Below are 17,032 nucleotides of genomic sequence, written 5' to 3' on the forward strand. Positions count from 1 at the left end.
AGCATGGACCACCGTCTCAGCCCCGAGCTGGAGGAACTCCGCCGTACGGTGGAGGAGTTCGCGCACGATGTCGTGGCGCCGAAGATCGGCGACTTCTACGAGCGGCACGAGTTCCCGTACGAGATCGTCCGCGAGATGGGCCGTATGGGCCTGTTCGGGCTGCCGTTCCCGGAGGAGTACGGCGGCATGGGCGGCGACTATCTGGCCCTCGGCATCGCCTTGGAGGAACTGGCCCGGGTCGACTCCTCCGTGGCCATCACCCTCGAGGCCGGGGTCTCGCTGGGCGCCATGCCCCTGCACCTGTTCGGCACCGAGGAGCAGAAGCGCGAGTGGCTCCCCCGGCTGTGCGCGGGCGAGATCCTGGGCGCGTTCGGGCTGACGGAGCCGGACGGTGGCAGCGACGCGGGCGCGACCCGGACGACGGCCCGCCTGGACGCGGACACGAACGAGTGGGTCATCAACGGCACGAAGTGCTTCATCACCAACTCGGGCACGGACATCACGGGTCTGGTGACGGTCACGGCGGTCACCGGCCGCAAGCCGGACGGCAGGCCGCGCATCTCCTCGATCATCGTCCCTTCGGGCACCCCGGGCTTCACGGTGGCGGCGCCGTACTCGAAGGTCGGCTGGAACGCCTCGGACACCCGCGAGCTGTCCTTCCAGGACGTCCGGGTGCCGGCCGCGAACCTGCTCGGCGAAGAGGGCCGGGGCTACGCCCAGTTCCTGCGCATCCTCGACGAGGGCCGGATCGCCATCGCGGCGCTCGCGACGGGCCTGGCCCAGGGCTGCGTCGACGAGTCGGTCAAGTACGCCAGGCAGCGCGAGGCGTTCGGCCGGCCGATCGGCGCCAACCAGGCGATCCAGTTCAAGATCGCGGACATGGAGATGAAGGCCCACACGTCCCGCCTGGCCTGGCGCGACGCGGCGAGCCGCCTGGTCGCCGGGGAGCCGTTCAAGAAGGAGGCGGCCCTGGCCAAGCTGTACTCCTCCACCATCGCGGTGGACAACGCCCGCGACGCCACCCAGGTCCACGGCGGCTACGGCTTCATGAACGAGTACCCGGTGGCCCGGATGTGGCGCGACTCCAAGATCCTGGAGATCGGCGAGGGCACGAGCGAGGTCCAGCGGATGCTGATCGCACGGGAGTTGGGACTGGCGGGCTAGGCGCGTCCGAGGCGGGTCCGGTGCGCTGTCCTGCCGGGGCGGCGCACCGCGGGCATCACCTTGCGCGGGTGAGCCTCACACCGACGCCGCACGGATCGTCCGGCGTTCCCCCCGGTCCCCGCCCGGTCACTTCTGCCGGGTGAAGCGAACCTCGAGGCCACAGGGGACGTCCGGGTCGTCGGTGGCGCAGAGAGTTCTCCCGCCGTCCACAACGGCGAGACTCGGCGTGCAGCCGAAGAACTCGCATGTGAAGCCGAGGCCGATCCCGGGGGCCGGACTTCGCCGTCTTCGACATGAAGCTGCCGTTTCCCTTGTCGACCATGAACCCCCAGCCGCCGCCCGATGCGCCACCGGGGCAGTCGGTCCCGGCGAGCTTCTTCGAAGCATGAGCCATCCTGGGGGCGCGTTGGGGTGGTGCCCGTGGGGGCGCGTGGGTCGGAGTTGGTCACCTGGCTGTCGCCGGCGCAGGCGCACCGGTCCCCGTCGTCAGGCCGACGGCCGCGCCTCGGCAGCGTCTTCGAAGCCCCGCCCCTCCACGAATGTGCCCACGTGTGCGCAAGCTCCCCCTCCCCGGATTCTCATGTGATCTCCCTAACTGCCGGGACAGTCAAGCAACGGTAAATGAGCTGGAAAGCGGGCAGGCGCAGACCGTCGAGGCGCGGACCTCTGGACATCAAATGAGGTTAGGCTAACCTTGCTTTCGTTCCTGTCCGGCGGGCGCTCCGCCCCGTTCGAAAGCAGTCAGACCCATGCCCTTTGCCCGTGCCACTCATCCGACTCGCCGCGGAATCCTCGCCGTGGGCGGAGCCATCGGTCTCGGTGCCGCGCTCGTGGCCTGCGGGGACGGCAAGGGCAAGGACGGCGGCTCCGACAAGGGCACGACGGCTGCCAGGTCCGGCCCCTGGTCCTTCAGGGACGACCGCGGCCAGGCCGTGAAGCTGGACAAGGTCCCCGCGAACATCGTCGCGTTCACCGGCGTCGGCGCCGCGCTCTACGACTACGGCGTCCAGGTCAAGGGTGTTTTCGGTCCGACGACGACCAAGGACGGCAAGGCCGACGTCCAGGCCGGTGACATGGATGTCAGCAAGGTGACGGTCCTCGGCAACACCTGGGGCCAGTTCAACATCGAGAAGTACGCCTCCCTCGCTCCGGACGTGCTGATCTCGACGATGTTCGACTCCTCGGGCACGCTCTGGTACATCCCCGAGGAGTCGAAGAAGAAGATCTCCCAACTGGCCCCGAGCGTCGGCATCTCCGTCTACGACCGCCTGCTCACCCAGCCTCTGCAGCGCATGTGGGACCTCGCCGCCTCGCTCGGCGCGGACATGAAGGCCGCCCGGGCGACCGACGCCAAGAAGCGGTTCGAGGCCGCCGCGGCCCGGCTGCGCGCCGCCGCCAAGGCCAAGCCCGGCATCAAAGTGATGGCCGCCAGCGCGAGCGACCCACTGTTCTACGTCTCCGGCACCAACCTCTCCGTCGACCTGGAGTACTTCAAGAGCCTCGGCGTGAACTTCGTCGAGCCCCCGGAGAGAGCGAAGAAGCAGGGCGGCGGCTGGTACGAGTCGCTGAGCTGGGAGAACGTCGACAAGTACCCGGCCGACGTCATCATGATGGACGACCGCACCTCGGCCATCCAGCCCGCCGACATCACCAAGCCGACCTGGAAGAAGCTGCCCGCCGTGAAGGCGGGCCAGGTCATCGCGCGCTCGCCCGAGCCGATCCTGTCCTACGACAAGTGCGTCCCGCTGCTGACGAGCCTGGCCGAGGCGCTCGAGAAGGCCAAGAAGGTCGGCTGACCGTCGAGTCGACCGCACATCAGCCCTGACGTCATCCATATCAGGAGCCCACATGACGACGGCCGTAGCCGCCCCGTACCGTTTCTTCTCCCTTCAGGTCGTACGGACGAGGCGGCTCGGGCCGTCTCTGATCCGGGTCACCTTCACCGGGGACGACCTGTGCGCGTTCGACTCGCTGGGGAACGACCAGTCCCTCTCCCTCTTCCTGCCGCATCCCGGCCAGAGCGAGCCCGTCGTCCCACTGGATCTGGGCGACGACTGGTGGCAGGCCTGGCGCGAACTGCCGGACGACATACGGGCGGTGATGCGCTCGTACACCTTGCGGGCGATGCGGCGGGACGCCGGCGGCAACGTCACCGGGATCGACATCGACTTCGCCCTGCACGGCCTCGAGCCCGGCGCCTCGGCCCCCGCCGGACCCGCCTCCCGCTGGGCCGCCCGGGCCGGCGCCGGCGACCGGGTCCTGGTGCTCGGGCCCGTCGTCGCCGACAACCGGGCGATCCGATTCCGTCCGCCCGAGGACACCGACCTCGTCGTGCTGTGGGGCGACGAGACCGCCGTACCCGCCGCGACCGCGATCCTCGAATCCCTGCCGGCCGGCACCCGCACGCGGGCCTGGCTGGAGGTGCCGCACGCGGCCGACATTCAGGACGTGCGCACCGAGGCGGACGCGGAGATCACCTGGCTCGTTCGGCACGACGGGTCCCCCACGGCCGTCGACGCCGTACGGGCCGCCCGGCTCCCGGCCGGTGAACGGCCGTACGTGTGGATCGCGGGCGAGTCCGGTCAGGTCAAGGCGCTGCGCCGGTACTTCGTCGGGGAACGCGGGGTCGACCGGCGGCGGGTGACCTTCGTCGGGTACTGGCGTCAGGGGATGACCGAGGAACAGCTGCGGACCGCCGAGTAGACCGCTCCCTGCGTGACACCGGTCACGGGTGACGCACGCCTTGATCCAAAAAACTTAGGTTAGGCTAACCTAAGTCTAAACGGCTCCCGTTCACACCCGCACGGACCGTCCCCCGGAGGACCCCCACATGCGCTCGCACCTGCTCAATGGCCTCACCGCGGAGCACTACCGCAGCTCCGTGACCGAAGGAGTCGAGCGGGTGGCGGCCAAACTCGCCACCACCGACCGTCCGTTCACCGGCGTCGCCGTGGACGCCCTCACCCCCCGCGTCGACGCCATCGACCTGGACGCACCGCTCGGCGACACCACCGCCGTCCTGGACGAACTCGAGGACGTCTATCTCAAGGACGCGGTCTACTTCCACCACCCGCGCTACCTCGCCCACCTCAACTGCCCGGTCGTCATCCCGGCGGTGCTCGGTGAGGCGGTGCTCTCCGCCGTCAACTCCTCCCTGGACACCTGGGACCAGTCGGCCGGCGCCACCCTCATCGAGCGCAAGCTCATCGACTGGACGGCCCGGCGCATCGGCCTCGGGCCCGCCGCCGACGGTGTCTTCACCTCCGGCGGCACCCAGTCCAACCTCCAGGCGCTGCTGCTGGCGAGGGAGGAGGCCAAGACCGACTCCGTCGCGAACCTGCGGATCTTCGCCTCCGAAGTGAGCCACTTCAGCGTGCAGAAGTCCGCGAAACTGCTCGGCCTGGGCCAGGACGCGGTCGTCCCCGTCCCCGTCGGCCACGACAAGCGCCTGCAGACCGTGGCCCTCGCCCGTGAGCTGGAGCGCTGCGTGCAGGACGGCCTCGTCCCCATGGCCGTTGTCGCCACCGCCGGCACCACCGACTTCGGTTCCATCGACCCGCTGCCGGAGATCGCCGGGCTGTGCGCGCAGTACGGCGTGTGGCTGCATGTCGACGCGGCCTACGGCTGCGGACTGCTCGCCTCCCTCAAGTACCGGGACCGTATCGCCGGCATCGAGCACGCCGACTCCGTCACCGTCGACTACCACAAGTCCTTCTTCCAGCCGGTGAGTTCCTCCGCCGTCCTGGTCAAGGACGCGGCCACGCTGCGCCACGCCACCTACCACGCGGAGTACCTCAACCCGCGCCGCATGACGCAGGAACGTATCCCCAACCAGGTGGACAAGTCCCTGCAGACCACTCGCCGCTTCGACGCGCTCAAGCTGTGGATGACCCTGCGGGTGATGGGCGCCGACGGCATCGGGCAGCTCTTCGACGAGGTCTGCGACCTGGCGGCCGAGGGCTGGCAGCTGCTCGCCGCCGACCCCCGCTTCGACGTCGTCGTGGCGCCCTCGCTCTCGACCCTCGTCTTCCGCTACATCCCCTCCGCGGTCACCGACCCGGCCGAGACCGACCGCGCGAACCTCTACGCCCGCAAGGCCCTGTTCGCCTCCGGTGACGCCGTGGTCGCGGGCACCAAGGTGGGCGGCCGCCACTACCTCAAGTTCACCCTGCTCAACCCCGAGACGACCACGGCCGACATCGCCGCCGTCCTCGACCTGATCGCCGGCCACGCCGAGCAGTACCTGGGAGAGTCCCTTGACCGCGCTTCCTGAAGCCAGCCGCACCCATGACTTCGTGGGGATCGGGCTCGGCCCCTTCAACCTCGGCCTCGCCTGCCTGACCGAGCCGATCACCGAACTGGACGGCGTCTTCCTGGAGTCCAAGGCGGACTTCGAGTGGCACGCCGGGATGTTCCTGGACGGCGCCCACCTCCAGACCCCGTTCATGTCGGACCTGGTCACCCTCGCGGACCCGACCTCGCCGTACTCCTTCCTCAACTACCTGAAGGAGAAGGGCCGGCTGTACTCGTTCTACATCCGCGAGAGCTTCTATCCGCTGCGGGTCGAGTACGACGACTACTGCCGCTGGGCGGCGAACAAACTCGGCCGCGTGCGGTTCTCCACGACGGTCACCGAGGTGACGTACGAGGACGAGGTGTACGTCCTCCGCACGGACACCGGAGTGACGTACCGCGCCCGGCACCTGGTCCTCGGCACCGGCACGGTCCCCTACGTGCCGCCCGCCTGCCGGGGCCTGTCCGGCGACTTCCTGCACAACGCGCAGTACATGCACCGCAAGACGGAGCTGCAGACGAAGAAGTCCATCACCATCGTCGGCAGCGGTCAGAGCGCGGCCGAGATCTACTACGAACTGCTCGCCGAGATCGACACGCGCGGCTACGAACTGAACTGGGTCACCCGCTCGCCGCGCTTCTTCCCGCTCGAATACACCAAGCTGACCCTGGAGATGACCTCTCCGGACTACATCGACTACTTCCGCGCCCTGCCCGAGGAGACCCGCTACCGCCTGGAGAAGCAGCAGAAGGGCCTGTTCAAGGGCATCAACTCGGACCTGATCGACTCGATCTTCGACCTCCTCTACCAGAAGAACGTGGAGAGCGGCGACCGCCCGGTCCCGACCCGCCTGCTCACCAACTCCTCGTTGAACACCGCGACTTACCAGGACGGCAGCTACACCCTCGGCTTCCGCCAGGACGAGCAGGACAAGGACTTCGAGATCAGCAGCGAGGGCCTGGTGCTGGCCACCGGCTACCACTACGAGCCGCCCGCGTTCCTCGCCCCGGTCCGCGACCGGCTCCGCTTCGACGGCCACGGCCGCTTCGACGTCGCCCGCAACTACAGCGTCGACACCACCGGCCGCGGCGTCTTCCTGCAGAACGCCGGCGTGCACACCCACAGCATCACCAGCCCCGACCTGGGCATGGGCGCGTACCGCAACAGCTGCATCATCCGTGAGCTGCTCGGCACCGAGTACTACCCGGTCGAGAAGACCATCGCCTTCCAGGAGTTCGCAGTATGACCTTCGCCTTCCGCCCCCTCGACCCCCTCAAGGACGCCGAGCTGCTGCACGGCTGGGTCACCCATCCCAAGGCGGCCTTCTGGATGATGCAGGACGCCACCCTGGTGGACGTCGAGCGGGCCTACATGGAGATCGCGGCCGACGAGCACCACCACGCGCTGCTCGGGCTCCAAGGCGGTGAACCGGCCTTCCTGATGGAGTACTACGATCCGGCGCACCGCGAACTGGTCGGTCTGTACGAGCCGTTGCCCGGCGACGTCGGCATGCACTTCCTGACTCCGGCGACGGACACCCCGGTGCACGGGTTCACCAGGGCCGTCATCACCGCCGTGCTGGCCCGCCTCTTCGAGGACCCGGCGACCGAGCGCGTCGTCGTCGAACCGGACGTGGCCAACCGGGCCGTCCACGCCCTGAACGAGGCCGTCGGGTTCGTGCCCGAACGCGAGATCCGAAAGCCGGAGAAGCAGGCTCTGCTGAGCTTCTGCACACGGGAGCAGTTCCTGACGGCGACGGGGGTGGCCGTATGACCCTCGCCGACACCGTGGCCCATCTGTCCCCCGAGCGCTGGGAGCAGGCCAACCGGCAGCTCATACGCAAGGCGCTCGCCGAGTTCGCTCACGAGCGCCTGCTCACGCCCGAGGCCCTCGACGACGGACGGTACGTCGTCCGCAGTGACGACGGGCTCACCGCGTACCGGTTCACCGCCGTGCGGCGGGCCCTCGACCACTGGCAGGTCGACGCCGGCTCCCTCACCCGGCACCGTGACGGCGCCGAACTCCCGCTCGCCGCAATGGACTTCCTCATCGAGCTGCAGCAGACCCTGGGGCTGAGCGAGGAGATCCTGCCGGTCTACCTGGAGGAGATCTCCTCCACCCTCTCGGGCACCTGCTACAAGCTGACCAAGCCCCGCGTCACCTCCGCGGAGCTGGCCGGCAGCGGCTTCCAGGCGATCGAGGCCGGGATGACCGAGGGCCACCCGTGCTTCGTCGCGAACAACGGGCGGCTCGGGTTCGGCATCCACGAGTACCTGTCGTACGCCCCGGAGACCGCGAGCCAGGTGCGGCTGGTGTGGCTGGCCGCGCACCGCTCGCGGGCCGCTTTCACGGCGGGCGTCGGGATCGCGTACGAGGACTTCATCCGGCAGGAGCTGGGCGAGGAGACCCTCGAACGGTTCCACGCGACGCTGACCGCGCAGGGGCTCGACCCCGCCGACCACCTACTCATCCCCGTCCACCCCTGGCAGTGGTGGAACAAGCTGTCCGTCACCTTCGCCGCCGAGGTGGCCCGGCGGCACCTGGTCTGCCTCGGCGAGGGCGACGACGAGTACCTGGCCCAGCAGTCCATCCGGACCTTCTTCAACAGCAGCGACCCGCACAAGCACTATGTGAAGACGGCCCTGTCCGTGCTCAACATGGGCTTCATGCGCGGGCTGTCCGCCGCCTACATGGAGGCGACCCCGGCGATCAACGACTGGCTGGCCCAGCTGATCGAGGACGACCCGGTGCTCAGGTCCACCGGCCTGAGCATCATCCGGGAGCGGGCGGCCGTGGGCTACCGGCACCTGGAGTACGAGAAGGCCACCGACCCCTGCTCGCCGTACCGCAAGATGCTGGCCGCGCTGTGGCGGGAGAGCCCGGTGCCCACGCTGAAGGACGGTGAGTCCCTCGCGACCATGGCCTGCCTGCTGCACCTGGACCATGCCGGCGCCTCCTTCGCGGGCGCGCTGATCGACCGCTCCGGGCTCACGCCCACCGAGTGGCTGCGGCAGTACCTGCGGGCGTACTACACCCCGCTGCTGCACAGCTTCTACGCCTACGACCTGGTGTTCATGCCGCACGGCGAGAACGTGATCCTGGTGCTGAAGGACGGGGCCGTGCAGCGGGCCGTCTACAAGGACATCGCCGAGGAGATCGCGGTGATGGACCCGGACGCGGCGCTGCCGCCCGAGGTGCGGCGGATCCGCGTCGAGGTGCCCGAGGACAAGAAGCTCCTGTCGATCTTCACCGACGTCTTCGACTGCTTCTTCCGTTTCCTGGCCGCGAACCTCGCCGGCGAGGGCATCCTGGCGGAGGACGGCTTCTGGCGCACGGTCGCCGAGGTCACCCGCGAGTATCAGGACGCGAACCCCCAACTGGCCGAGAAGTTCCGACAGTACGACATGTTCGCCCCCGAGTTCGCCCTGTCCTGCCTCAACCGGCTCCAGCTGCGCAACAACGAGCAGATGGTGGACCTCGCCGATCCGTCCGGCGCGCTCCAGCTGGTGGGCACCCTGGAGAACCCGATCGCCGGGTTCTGACCAGAACGGGCGGGCACCCCGGTGTACGGTCCACCGGGGTGCCCGTCGTGATCAACCTATCCCGCCGGCCACGGCACCTGCGGCGAGCGGTAGTAGCCGATCCCGAGCGCGTCCCAGCGCGGGGCCTGCGCGGCCAGGCGCACCTTGTAGGTGTTCCAGTCGTGCGTGGCCGCCGGGGACCAGCCCAGCTCGGCCGCGCCGGGAAGACGCGGGAACGCCATGTAGTCGATGTCGGCGGACGTCTTCAGGGTCTCGGACCACAGGGGCGCCTCCACCCCCCGGATCGCCGAGGCCGGGGCACCCGGCAGATAGCTCCCCGGATCCCAGTCGTACGACCGCTGCACCTCCACCAGGCCCGCCCAGGTGAGCCCCAGCCTGGTGTCCTTGGTGTACTTCATGTCGAGGTACACCCGGTCGGCCGGGGACAGGACCAGCCCGGTGCCGTTCCGGGCGGCCGTGACGACCTGTTCCTTGTCGGCTGCGCTGGTGCTGTCCAGGCCCCAGTACTGGGCGATCGCGCCCTTGACCGGGTGGGCGCCGGTCAGCTGGTGCCAGCCGATGACCGTCTTGCCGTACTTCGCGACGACGGGCTGCACCCGGTCCATGAAGGTCACGTAGTCGGCGTGGCTGGTGGAGTGCGCCTCGTCACCGCCTATGTGGAGGTAGCGGCCGGGAGTCAGCGCGGCCAGCTCGCGTACGACGTCGTCCACGAAGTCGTAGGTCACCTGCCTGGGCACGCACAGCGAGCTGAAGCCGACCTTGGTGCCGGTGTAGAGCGGGGGTGCCTGGTCGTTGCAGTTCAGCTGGGCGTAGGAGGCGAGGGCCGCGTTGCTGTGGCCGGGCATGTCGATCTCGGGGACGACCTCCAGATAGCGGGAGGCGGCGTAGGAGACGATCTCCCGGTACTGGGCCTTGGTGTAGAAGCCGCCCTTGCCGCCGCCGACCTCGGTGGAGCCGCCGTAGGTCGCAAGGCGCGGCCAGGAGTCGATGGCGATGCGCCAGCCCTGGTCGTCGCTGAGGTGCAGATGCAGCTCGTTGATCTTGTAGAGGGCCAGTTCGTCGATGTACCGCTTGACCTGGGCGACGGTGAAGAAGTGCCGGGAGACGTCCAGCATGGCGCCGCGGTAGGCGTAGCGGGGACGGTCCTCGATGGTGCCGCCGGCGATCCGCCAGGCGCCGGACCGCACGCTCTGCACGGTCTTCTTCTCGACGGCGGACGGCAGGAGCTGACGCAGCGTCTGCACACCGTGGAAGAGGCCCGCGGGGGCGCTCGCGACGATGGTGACACCGTCGGCACCACTGTGCAGCCGGTAGCCCTCGGCGCCCAAGTCGCCCTGGGCGAGGTGGAGTCGGATGCCGCCGGCGCCGTGCTCGGTGAGCGGCAGCGGGTAGCCGGTGGAGGGCCTGAGGATGGCGGCGAGGTACGCGCCGATGCTGCGGACCTCGGGGGTGGCGTCGACGCGGACGCTGGTGCCCCGGGTGATGCGGTAGGGGGTGCCGCCCGGTGCGACCGAGGCGGGCGCCGGGACCACCCGGCCAAGGGGGGTGGGGGCGGCGGCTGCTGCGGCGGGGGCGGCACCGAGGGTGAAGGCCCCGGCAGCCGCGACGAGCAGCAGGGACCCGAGGATGCGAGGTGTTCGGGGAGTTGTGCTGTGGTTGCGTCTCACATGCGCTCCCTTCAGATGTGGTCGAGACCACTCTCCCGCAGTTCGGACGGAACAGTCCCTCCACGGTGGAAATCATCCGGAAGGACGGCACCCGGACCTTCAACGCCGGGGAGCGTCGACCGGTGCGTCCGGCTGCCGGAGGGGGTTGCTCCCCGGCCGGGCGGGCGGTCCTCGAGCGCGTCCGAGGGCGCGTGAGGACCGTCCGCCGCGTTCCTGCTTCTTCCTACTTCGCCCGGCGGGACACCGTGAAGTGGTCGATGCGGTCGCCGGTCTCGGCGATGCCCGACACCGTCAGCGTGGTCTGCCGGCCGCGCGGGGCGGGGGCGACGTCCACGCGCAGGAAGGAGTAGTTGAGGTAGCGCACCCGGGACCAGGTGACCGTCTCGTTCACCTTGCCGTCCTTGGTGTTGATGAAGGACGCGACCGAGTCGACCTCGTGCTCGTGGCCCTCGTAGGAGTCCGGGGCGCTGAACGCGTACAGGCTGCGGCCCGCCGCGCCGGCGGTGACGTAGACCACGCCCTCGGTCTCGGGGTAGGCGGTGCCGCCGATCGGGAGCTTCTTGGTGACGGCGCCGGCCTTGATGACGTCGGTGCGCTCGTACTGGTGGTTGTGGTCGTTGATGACCAGGTCCACCTGGTACTTCTCGAACAGCGGCACCCACTCCTGGCGCACGCCCCCCTCCGAGGCGTGCGCCGTGGACGTGCAGTACGCGCAGTGGTGGAAGAAGACGATGACGAAGTCGATGTCGTCACGGGCCCGGAACCTCTTCAGCTGGGCTTCGAACCACTTGGTCTGGGTTCCACCGGAAATACCCAGGTTCACCGGGATCTCGAAGGAGACGTCGTTGGGGTCCAGCGAGATGATCGCCGTGTTGCCGTGGACGAAGGAGTAGACGCCCGGCAGGTTCTCCTCGTCCGGACCGTTGTCCGGGAGGGTCCAGCGGGCCTGCTCGCCGCCGTAGCCGTTGGGCGAGTACCAGGCCTCCATGTCGTGGTTGCCGTAGGAGACCATCCACGGGATCTGCTTGGCGACCGACTCGGTCTGGGCGAGGAACTGGTCCCAGGTGCGCGAGTCGAAGCCCGTGTCGGTGGACTTGCCCTGGCCGGCCGGGTCGCCGTACGCGATGTCGCCGGCATGCAGGTGGAAGGCCGGGTTCTGGCCGAGGATCAGGCTGTCGTTGGCCAGCGCGTGGTAGCTGACGCCCTGGTCGCCGAAGGCCGTGAAGGTGAACGGCGCCTTGTGGGCGGGGGCGGTGGTGAAGGTGCCCAGGGTGCCCAGCAGGTGCGGCTCGGCCGGGTCGAAGCCCTCGTGGCCGACGCCGTAGTAGTACGTCTTCCCGGGGCGCAGGTGGGTGAGGCGGGCGTGCAGGTAGTACTGCGTGTGGTCGCCGCTCGCGCCGACACCGGCCGGGGTGTAGAGGGTGCGGACCTCGGCCTCGATCTTGCGCGAGAGGTCCCAGGGGCGGGCACCGATGCGGATGAACGGCTTCTTCACCGCGACCGGCACCTGCCAGGAGACGGTCATCTCGGTGCGCGCGTCGGCGCCGTAGGCCAGGTGCCGGCCGAAGGGGGCCACGAGGGCGCCGTCGACCGTCTCGGTGGCGGTGCGCTGCGTGGGCACGGCCGCCTGGGCGGTGGCGCCCGTCACGAAGGCGCCGCCCGAGACGGCACCGAGCGTCACTGCACCGCCTCTGATCATCGTGCGCCGCGAGAATCTCGCGCGCAGGTACTCGTGCTGCTCGGCCATACTCATGCGCTCGGCGAGCCGGTCGGGTACTCCCATACGAGGAATGTCCATGGCGCCTGAAAATGGTCCACATCCCCAACGAGATGCAAGACACAGCATGGCCATCCGGAGAACAGAGATCCAACAGCCCCAAGTCCGGACCAAGGCGGCACCAAGAAAGGACCTCTGCCCGAAATCGGGCACGTTTCTTGCGAAACCGGCGCCGGTGGCTCAGGATCTACCGGGTGCACGACGAACTCGTAGATCATCTGACGCGGTCCACGCCCCTGAGCCGGGGCGAGGCGCTGCGGGTGGTCCAGGACGTGCTCGCCTTCTTCGACGAGACGACCCAGGACTTCGTCCGTCGCCGCCACCGTGAACTCCAGGCCCAGGGCCTGGTCAACACGGAGATCTTCGAACGGATCGAGGCGGACCTGAAATACCGGGCGGTGGCGCCGCCGGAGCTGACGCTCAGGCAGCTGCGCCGCATGGTCTACGGCTGAGATGCCAGGCTGAGAGATACCTGTATATGTGCGGAATTGTCGGATACATCGGGAAGCGTGACGTGGCCCCCCTCCTCCTCGAGGGCCTGCAGCGGCTGGAATACCGCGGCTACGACTCCGCGGGCATCGTCGTCTCCTCCCCCAAGGCGCCCGGCCTGAAGATGGTCAAGGCCAAGGGCCGGGTGCGCGACCTGGAGGCCAAGGTCCCGGCGCGCTTCAAGGGCACCACGGGCATCGCCCACACCCGCTGGGCCACCCACGGCGCCCCCTCCGACGTCAACGCCCACCCGCACATGTCGGCCGACAACAAGGTCGCCGTCGTGCACAACGGCATCATCGACAACGCCGCCGACCTGCGCCGCAAGCTGGAGGCGGACGGCGTCGAGTTCCTCTCCGAGACCGACACCGAGGTCCTCACCCACCTCATCGCCCGCGCCACCGCCGAGAAGCTCGAGGACAAGGTCCGCCAGGCGGTCCGCGTGATCGAGGGCACCTACGGCATCGCGGTGCTGCACGCCGACTTCCCCGACCGCATCGTGGTGGCCCGCAACGGCTCCCCGGTCGTCCTCGGCATCGGCGAGAAGGAGATGTTCGTCGCGTCCGACATCGCCGCCCTGGTCATGCACACCCGCCAGATAGTGACCCTCGACGACGGCGAGATGGCCACGCTCAAGGCCGACGACTTCCGCACCTACACCACCGAGGGCACGCGGACGACGTCCGAGCCCACGACGGTGGAGTGGGAGGCCGAGTCGTACGACATGGGCGGCCACGACACCTACATGCACAAGGAGATCTTCGAGCAGCCCGACGCCGTGGACCGCGTGCTGCGCGGCCGCATCGACGACCGCTTCTCCACCGTGCACCTCGGCGGCCTCAACCTCGACGCCCGCGAGGCCCGGCAGATCCGCCGCGTGAAGATCCTCGGCTGCGGCACCTCGTACCACGCGGGCATGATCGGCGCCCAGATGATCGAGGAGCTGGCCCGCATCCCCGCCGACGCCGAGCCCGCCTCCGAGTTCCGCTACCGCAACGCGGTCGTCGACCCCGACACCCTGTACGTCGCCGTCTCCCAGTCCGGTGAGACCTACGACGTCCTCGCCGCCGTCCAGGAGCTCAAGCGCAAGGGCGCCAAGGTCTTCGGCGTCGTCAACGTCGTCGGCTCGGCGATCGCGCGCGAGGCCGACGCCGGGATCTACGTCCACGCCGGTCCCGAGGTCTGCGTGGTCTCGACGAAGTGCTTCACGAACATGACGGTGGCCTTCGCCCTCCTCGCCCTGCACCTCGGCCGCACCCGTGACCTCTCGGTCCGCGACGGCAAGCGGATCATCGAGGGCCTGCGCAGGCTGCCGGACCAGATCACCGAGATCCTCAAGCAGGAGGAGCAGATCAAGGAGCTGGCCGAGCTGTACGCCGACGCCCGCTCGATGCTCTTCATCGGCCGCGTGCGGGGCTACCCGGTGGCCCGCGAGGCCTCCCTCAAGCTCAAGGAGGTCTCCTACATCCACGCCGAGGCCTACCCCGCCTCCGAGCTGAAGCACGGCCCGCTGGCCCTGATCGAGCCGGCGCTGCCGACGGTCGCGATCGTCCCCGACGACGATCTGCTGGAGAAGAACCGCGCCGCCCTGGAGGAGATCAAGGCCCGCAGCGGCAAGATCCTCGCGGTGGCCCACCAGCAGCAGGACAAGGCCGACCAGACGATCGTCGTCCCCAAGAACGAGGACGAGCTGGACCCGATCCTGATGGGCATCCCGCTGCAGCTGCTCGCGTACCACACGGCCAAGGCCCTCGGCCGGGACATCGACAAGCCGAGGAACCTCGCCAAGTCGGTGACGGTGGAGTAGGACGCGCCCCGCACGGACACCACGGCAGAACGGACCCCCACGTGTGCCACCAGACACGTGGGGGTCCCTCGGGTGCTGCTCGAATCAGCCGGCGGCCGTCACCCCCCGGCCGGCAGCACGCCCCGGAAGAGCCGTCGGCCAGTGGGCCAGCGCCGCGGTCGCCGCGTACCAGGCCACCGCACCGCACACCGCGGCGACCCAGCCGCCCACCTTGGTCAGCGAGGAACTGCCGGCGAAGGCCGCGACGGCCAGCACCAGCATCGCCAGGAACAGCAGACCGTGCATGACCTGACCGAGGCTGTCCCCGCCGGCCAGGGTCAGGGTGAGCGCCACGAGGGCGAACAGAAGCAGGAACAGTCCGGCCGCATTGGCCGACGAGTGGTCCGCGACGGCCCAGGTGAACCACAGGGCGCCGAGAGCCACAAAACCCGTACCGGAGGCGCTGTCCCGGTCCCGGAAGGCCAGCAGGCCGACGAGGAACAGGGCAACTCCACCCACATAGTGGGCCACTGACACGGCGTCGGACGCAGCCACGCCATGAATCACGCCAGTCGTACCGAGGCCGAACGCCAACAGGGTGATCCCCAGGGCGAGTCGGCCCACCACCGTAGTGCTTCCGATTCCCGCAGAGACTTCGCTGTCCACGGCGGGCTCCCTTCGTGCATGTGCAGTTGCGCGGTGACCGATATATGCCCTTCACAAGGGCACAACCCACCCCTACGCGCGAGTAGTTTTGCGCTGCACCAAGGGAGTTGGAGCCTCAGGGGATGACGATCACGGGCCGCTGCGCCCGCTTGGCGAGCCGCCCGGCGACGGAGCCGAAGATCCGGCCGACGATACCGTGCGTGGAGCCGACGACGATCGCGTCCGCCTCGTACTCCCGCCCCACCTCTTCCAGCTCGTGGCAGATGTCCCCGCCGCGCTCGACCAGGATCCACGGCACCTCGGCCAGATAGTCGGCGCAGGCCAGCTCGAGCCCGAGGACCTCGGTGCGGTGGTCCGGCACGTCGACGAAGACCGGTGGCTCGCAGCCGGCCCACACGGTGGACGGCAACCGGTTGGCGACATGGACGATGATCAGGCCGGAGTGCGAACGGTGGGCCATGCCGATCGCATAGGCGAGGGCACGCTCACTGGAGGTGGAGCCGTCGAAGCCGACGACGACTCCGTGCCGGAAGGCTGGGTCGCAGGAGGGGCGTGACTCTTCCGCCGCCAGAGGCTCGGACGCCGTGGGATCGGCGACCGGCCGCTTGCGGTCCGCGGGTTCGAAGAATTCGTGACCGGCCATGGCTGTCTCGGCGTTTTGATCCTTTTTGGGTGGGGACGACAGTGTGCGGCGGAGCTGTGTCCGGGAAACATCTTCCCAACCCCATACCCCCAAGGGTACGGCGGCACGCCTCCTGAGCACAGATACCGCGCACGCTCCGTAAGCGGCCCCCCGACGTCCGTTAGGGGTTCACCGGAGCATGCACGAGCCGCGCCCGTAACGCAATGGTTGCTGCCCCGTACAGGCGGTTTGCACAGGATTCACAACCGTACGGCCGGTGACCGACCGGTCGAACGGACGTTGAACCGGATGAGCCACCACCCCGGAGTGTGCGCAGGCGCGTACGCCCGGGGAGCACGAAGGGGAGTACGAGATGCCCGGACCGCGACCCACCGCCGAGTCGCGCCCCGTGCCGGACAGCGCGACCGAGGTGATCCGCTGGGCCGCCTTCAGCTGCGTCCTCGTCCCCGTGGTCCTGCTCTGGTACGGCACCTCGCTGGCCGGCGCCGCGGGAGCCGCCCTGGGACTGGTCGCCGTCACGGCCGCCTGCCGGGTCCTGCTGCGGCAGTCGGAGCGGTGCGCCGCGCGGTGCGCCCACCGTTCCGGCAAGCAAAGCGGCGGACGCCACACCCGGCGACGGACACCGGTCGACTGACCTGTTTCCGTACCCCCGAACGTTTCTTTTCAGCCAACTTCCGAATGTCACCCCAGGGGGGTCCAGACCACCCCCCACCCCCCGTTTGACCTGCACGGAAAGGGTCTACGGACGGTTGTGCACCCTACGCGGTTCGGCCACCGCCACAAGGCGTACTTCCCTACACCCCCCGCGAGTGCAACGCTTCGTGATCGAATGCTTCACGCCAAGTTGTCATGTCGACAATGTCCGGCGTGTCGAACCGGCCACCGTGAGACCGCGGTAGCCAGTAAATTCGATCTTGACTGTCTTACGGCGGGGGACTCGTGCAGGACCGAGGGGAAACGTGCAGGAGCGACACAACCGAGGAGCCGCGACCACCGAGGGGGGC

14 protein-coding genes are annotated in these 17,032 nt (G+C 69.1%); 10 read left to right on the top strand and 4 right to left on the bottom strand.

Annotation, left to right across the window (positions count from 1 at the left end; genetic code table 11):
- Positions 1-3: 3 nt before the first annotated feature.
- The 7 genes from GQF42_RS17580 to GQF42_RS17610 all read left to right on the top strand — a co-directional run bounded on the left by GQF42_RS17580 (position 4) and on the right by GQF42_RS17610 (position 9,000).
- The gene (locus GQF42_RS17580; protein WP_158921030.1) at positions 4-1,164 is read left to right on the top strand and encodes an acyl-CoA dehydrogenase family protein; all 1,161 of its coding nucleotides are present in this window, start codon (positions 4-6) and stop codon (positions 1,162-1,164) included.
- Positions 1,165-1,913: 749 nt separating this feature from the next.
- The gene (locus tag GQF42_RS17585; protein ID WP_158921032.1) at positions 1,914-2,960 is read left to right on the top strand and encodes an ABC transporter substrate-binding protein; all 1,047 of its coding nucleotides are present in this window, start codon (positions 1,914-1,916) and stop codon (positions 2,958-2,960) included.
- A 52-nt stretch (positions 2,961-3,012) separates the two neighbouring features.
- Positions 3,013-3,867: a siderophore-interacting protein gene (locus GQF42_RS17590; RefSeq protein WP_158921034.1), complete on the top strand. Its 855-nt coding sequence runs from the start codon at positions 3,013-3,015 to the stop codon at positions 3,865-3,867.
- 127 nt (positions 3,868-3,994) lie between these two features.
- Positions 3,995-5,437 carry a lysine decarboxylase DesA gene (gene desA / locus GQF42_RS17595; RefSeq protein ID WP_158921036.1) on the top strand — a complete coding sequence of 481 codons (1,443 nt, stop codon included), beginning with the start codon at positions 3,995-3,997 and terminating at the stop codon, positions 5,435-5,437.
- Positions 5,421-6,704 (top strand): lysine N(6)-hydroxylase/L-ornithine N(5)-oxygenase family protein, encoded by a 1,284-nt coding sequence (locus GQF42_RS17600; RefSeq protein WP_158921038.1) that lies wholly within the window; start codon positions 5,421-5,423, stop codon positions 6,702-6,704. The genes desA and GQF42_RS17600 overlap by 17 nt, the downstream gene beginning before the upstream one ends.
- Positions 6,701-7,231 (top strand): GNAT family N-acetyltransferase, encoded by a 531-nt coding sequence (locus GQF42_RS17605; RefSeq protein WP_158921040.1) that lies wholly within the window; start codon positions 6,701-6,703, stop codon positions 7,229-7,231. Before GQF42_RS17600 ends, GQF42_RS17605 begins: the two co-directional genes overlap by 4 nt.
- Positions 7,228-9,000 carry an IucA/IucC family protein gene (locus tag GQF42_RS17610; protein WP_158921042.1) on the top strand — a complete coding sequence of 591 codons (1,773 nt, stop codon included), beginning with the start codon at positions 7,228-7,230 and terminating at the stop codon, positions 8,998-9,000. Before GQF42_RS17605 ends, GQF42_RS17610 begins: the two co-directional genes overlap by 4 nt.
- 56 nt (positions 9,001-9,056) lie before the next feature.
- Here the strand turns inward: GQF42_RS17610 and GQF42_RS17615 are convergent, their stop codons facing one another.
- Both GQF42_RS17615 and GQF42_RS17620 read right to left on the bottom strand, forming a co-directional pair.
- Positions 9,057-10,667 (bottom strand): beta-N-acetylhexosaminidase, encoded by a 1,611-nt coding sequence (locus tag GQF42_RS17615; protein ID WP_158921044.1) that lies wholly within the window; start codon positions 10,665-10,667, stop codon positions 9,057-9,059.
- Between the two features lie 223 nt (positions 10,668-10,890).
- Positions 10,891-12,450, bottom strand: coding sequence for a purple acid phosphatase family protein (locus GQF42_RS17620; RefSeq protein ID WP_158921046.1), 1,560 nt, complete (start codon positions 12,448-12,450; stop codon positions 10,891-10,893).
- 188 nt (positions 12,451-12,638) lie between these two features.
- On the opposite strand from GQF42_RS17620, the gene GQF42_RS17625 reads away from it, so the two are divergent.
- Together GQF42_RS17625 and glmS are read left to right on the top strand one after the other, a co-directional pair.
- On the top strand, positions 12,639-12,896 hold the full coding sequence (locus GQF42_RS17625; RefSeq protein WP_158921048.1) for a hypothetical protein: 258 nt from the start codon (positions 12,639-12,641) through the stop codon (positions 12,894-12,896).
- A gap of 26 nt (positions 12,897-12,922) precedes the next feature.
- Positions 12,923-14,740 carry a glutamine--fructose-6-phosphate transaminase (isomerizing) gene (gene glmS, locus GQF42_RS17630; protein ID WP_158921050.1) on the top strand — a complete coding sequence of 606 codons (1,818 nt, stop codon included), beginning with the start codon at positions 12,923-12,925 and terminating at the stop codon, positions 14,738-14,740.
- Between the two features lie 84 nt (positions 14,741-14,824).
- Here glmS and GQF42_RS17635 read toward each other — a convergent pair whose 3' ends face one another.
- Complete coding sequence (locus GQF42_RS17635; RefSeq protein ID WP_158921052.1) at positions 14,825-15,385, bottom strand: GPR1/FUN34/YaaH family transporter; 561 nt, start codon at positions 15,383-15,385, stop codon at positions 14,825-14,827.
- Positions 15,386-15,500: 115 nt separating this feature from the next.
- Complete coding sequence (locus GQF42_RS17640; RefSeq protein ID WP_158921054.1) at positions 15,501-16,028, bottom strand: universal stress protein; 528 nt, start codon at positions 16,026-16,028, stop codon at positions 15,501-15,503.
- A gap of 352 nt (positions 16,029-16,380) precedes the next feature.
- On the opposite strand from GQF42_RS17640, the gene GQF42_RS17645 reads away from it, so the two are divergent.
- The gene (locus GQF42_RS17645) at positions 16,381-16,662 is read left to right on the top strand and encodes a hypothetical protein (RefSeq protein WP_199272711.1); all 282 of its coding nucleotides are present in this window, start codon (positions 16,381-16,383) and stop codon (positions 16,660-16,662) included.
- Positions 16,663-17,032 lie beyond the last annotated feature (370 nt).

This window comes from Streptomyces broussonetiae, from assembly GCF_009796285.1.
GTDB lineage: Bacteria > Actinomycetota > Actinomycetes > Streptomycetales > Streptomycetaceae > Streptomyces > Streptomyces broussonetiae.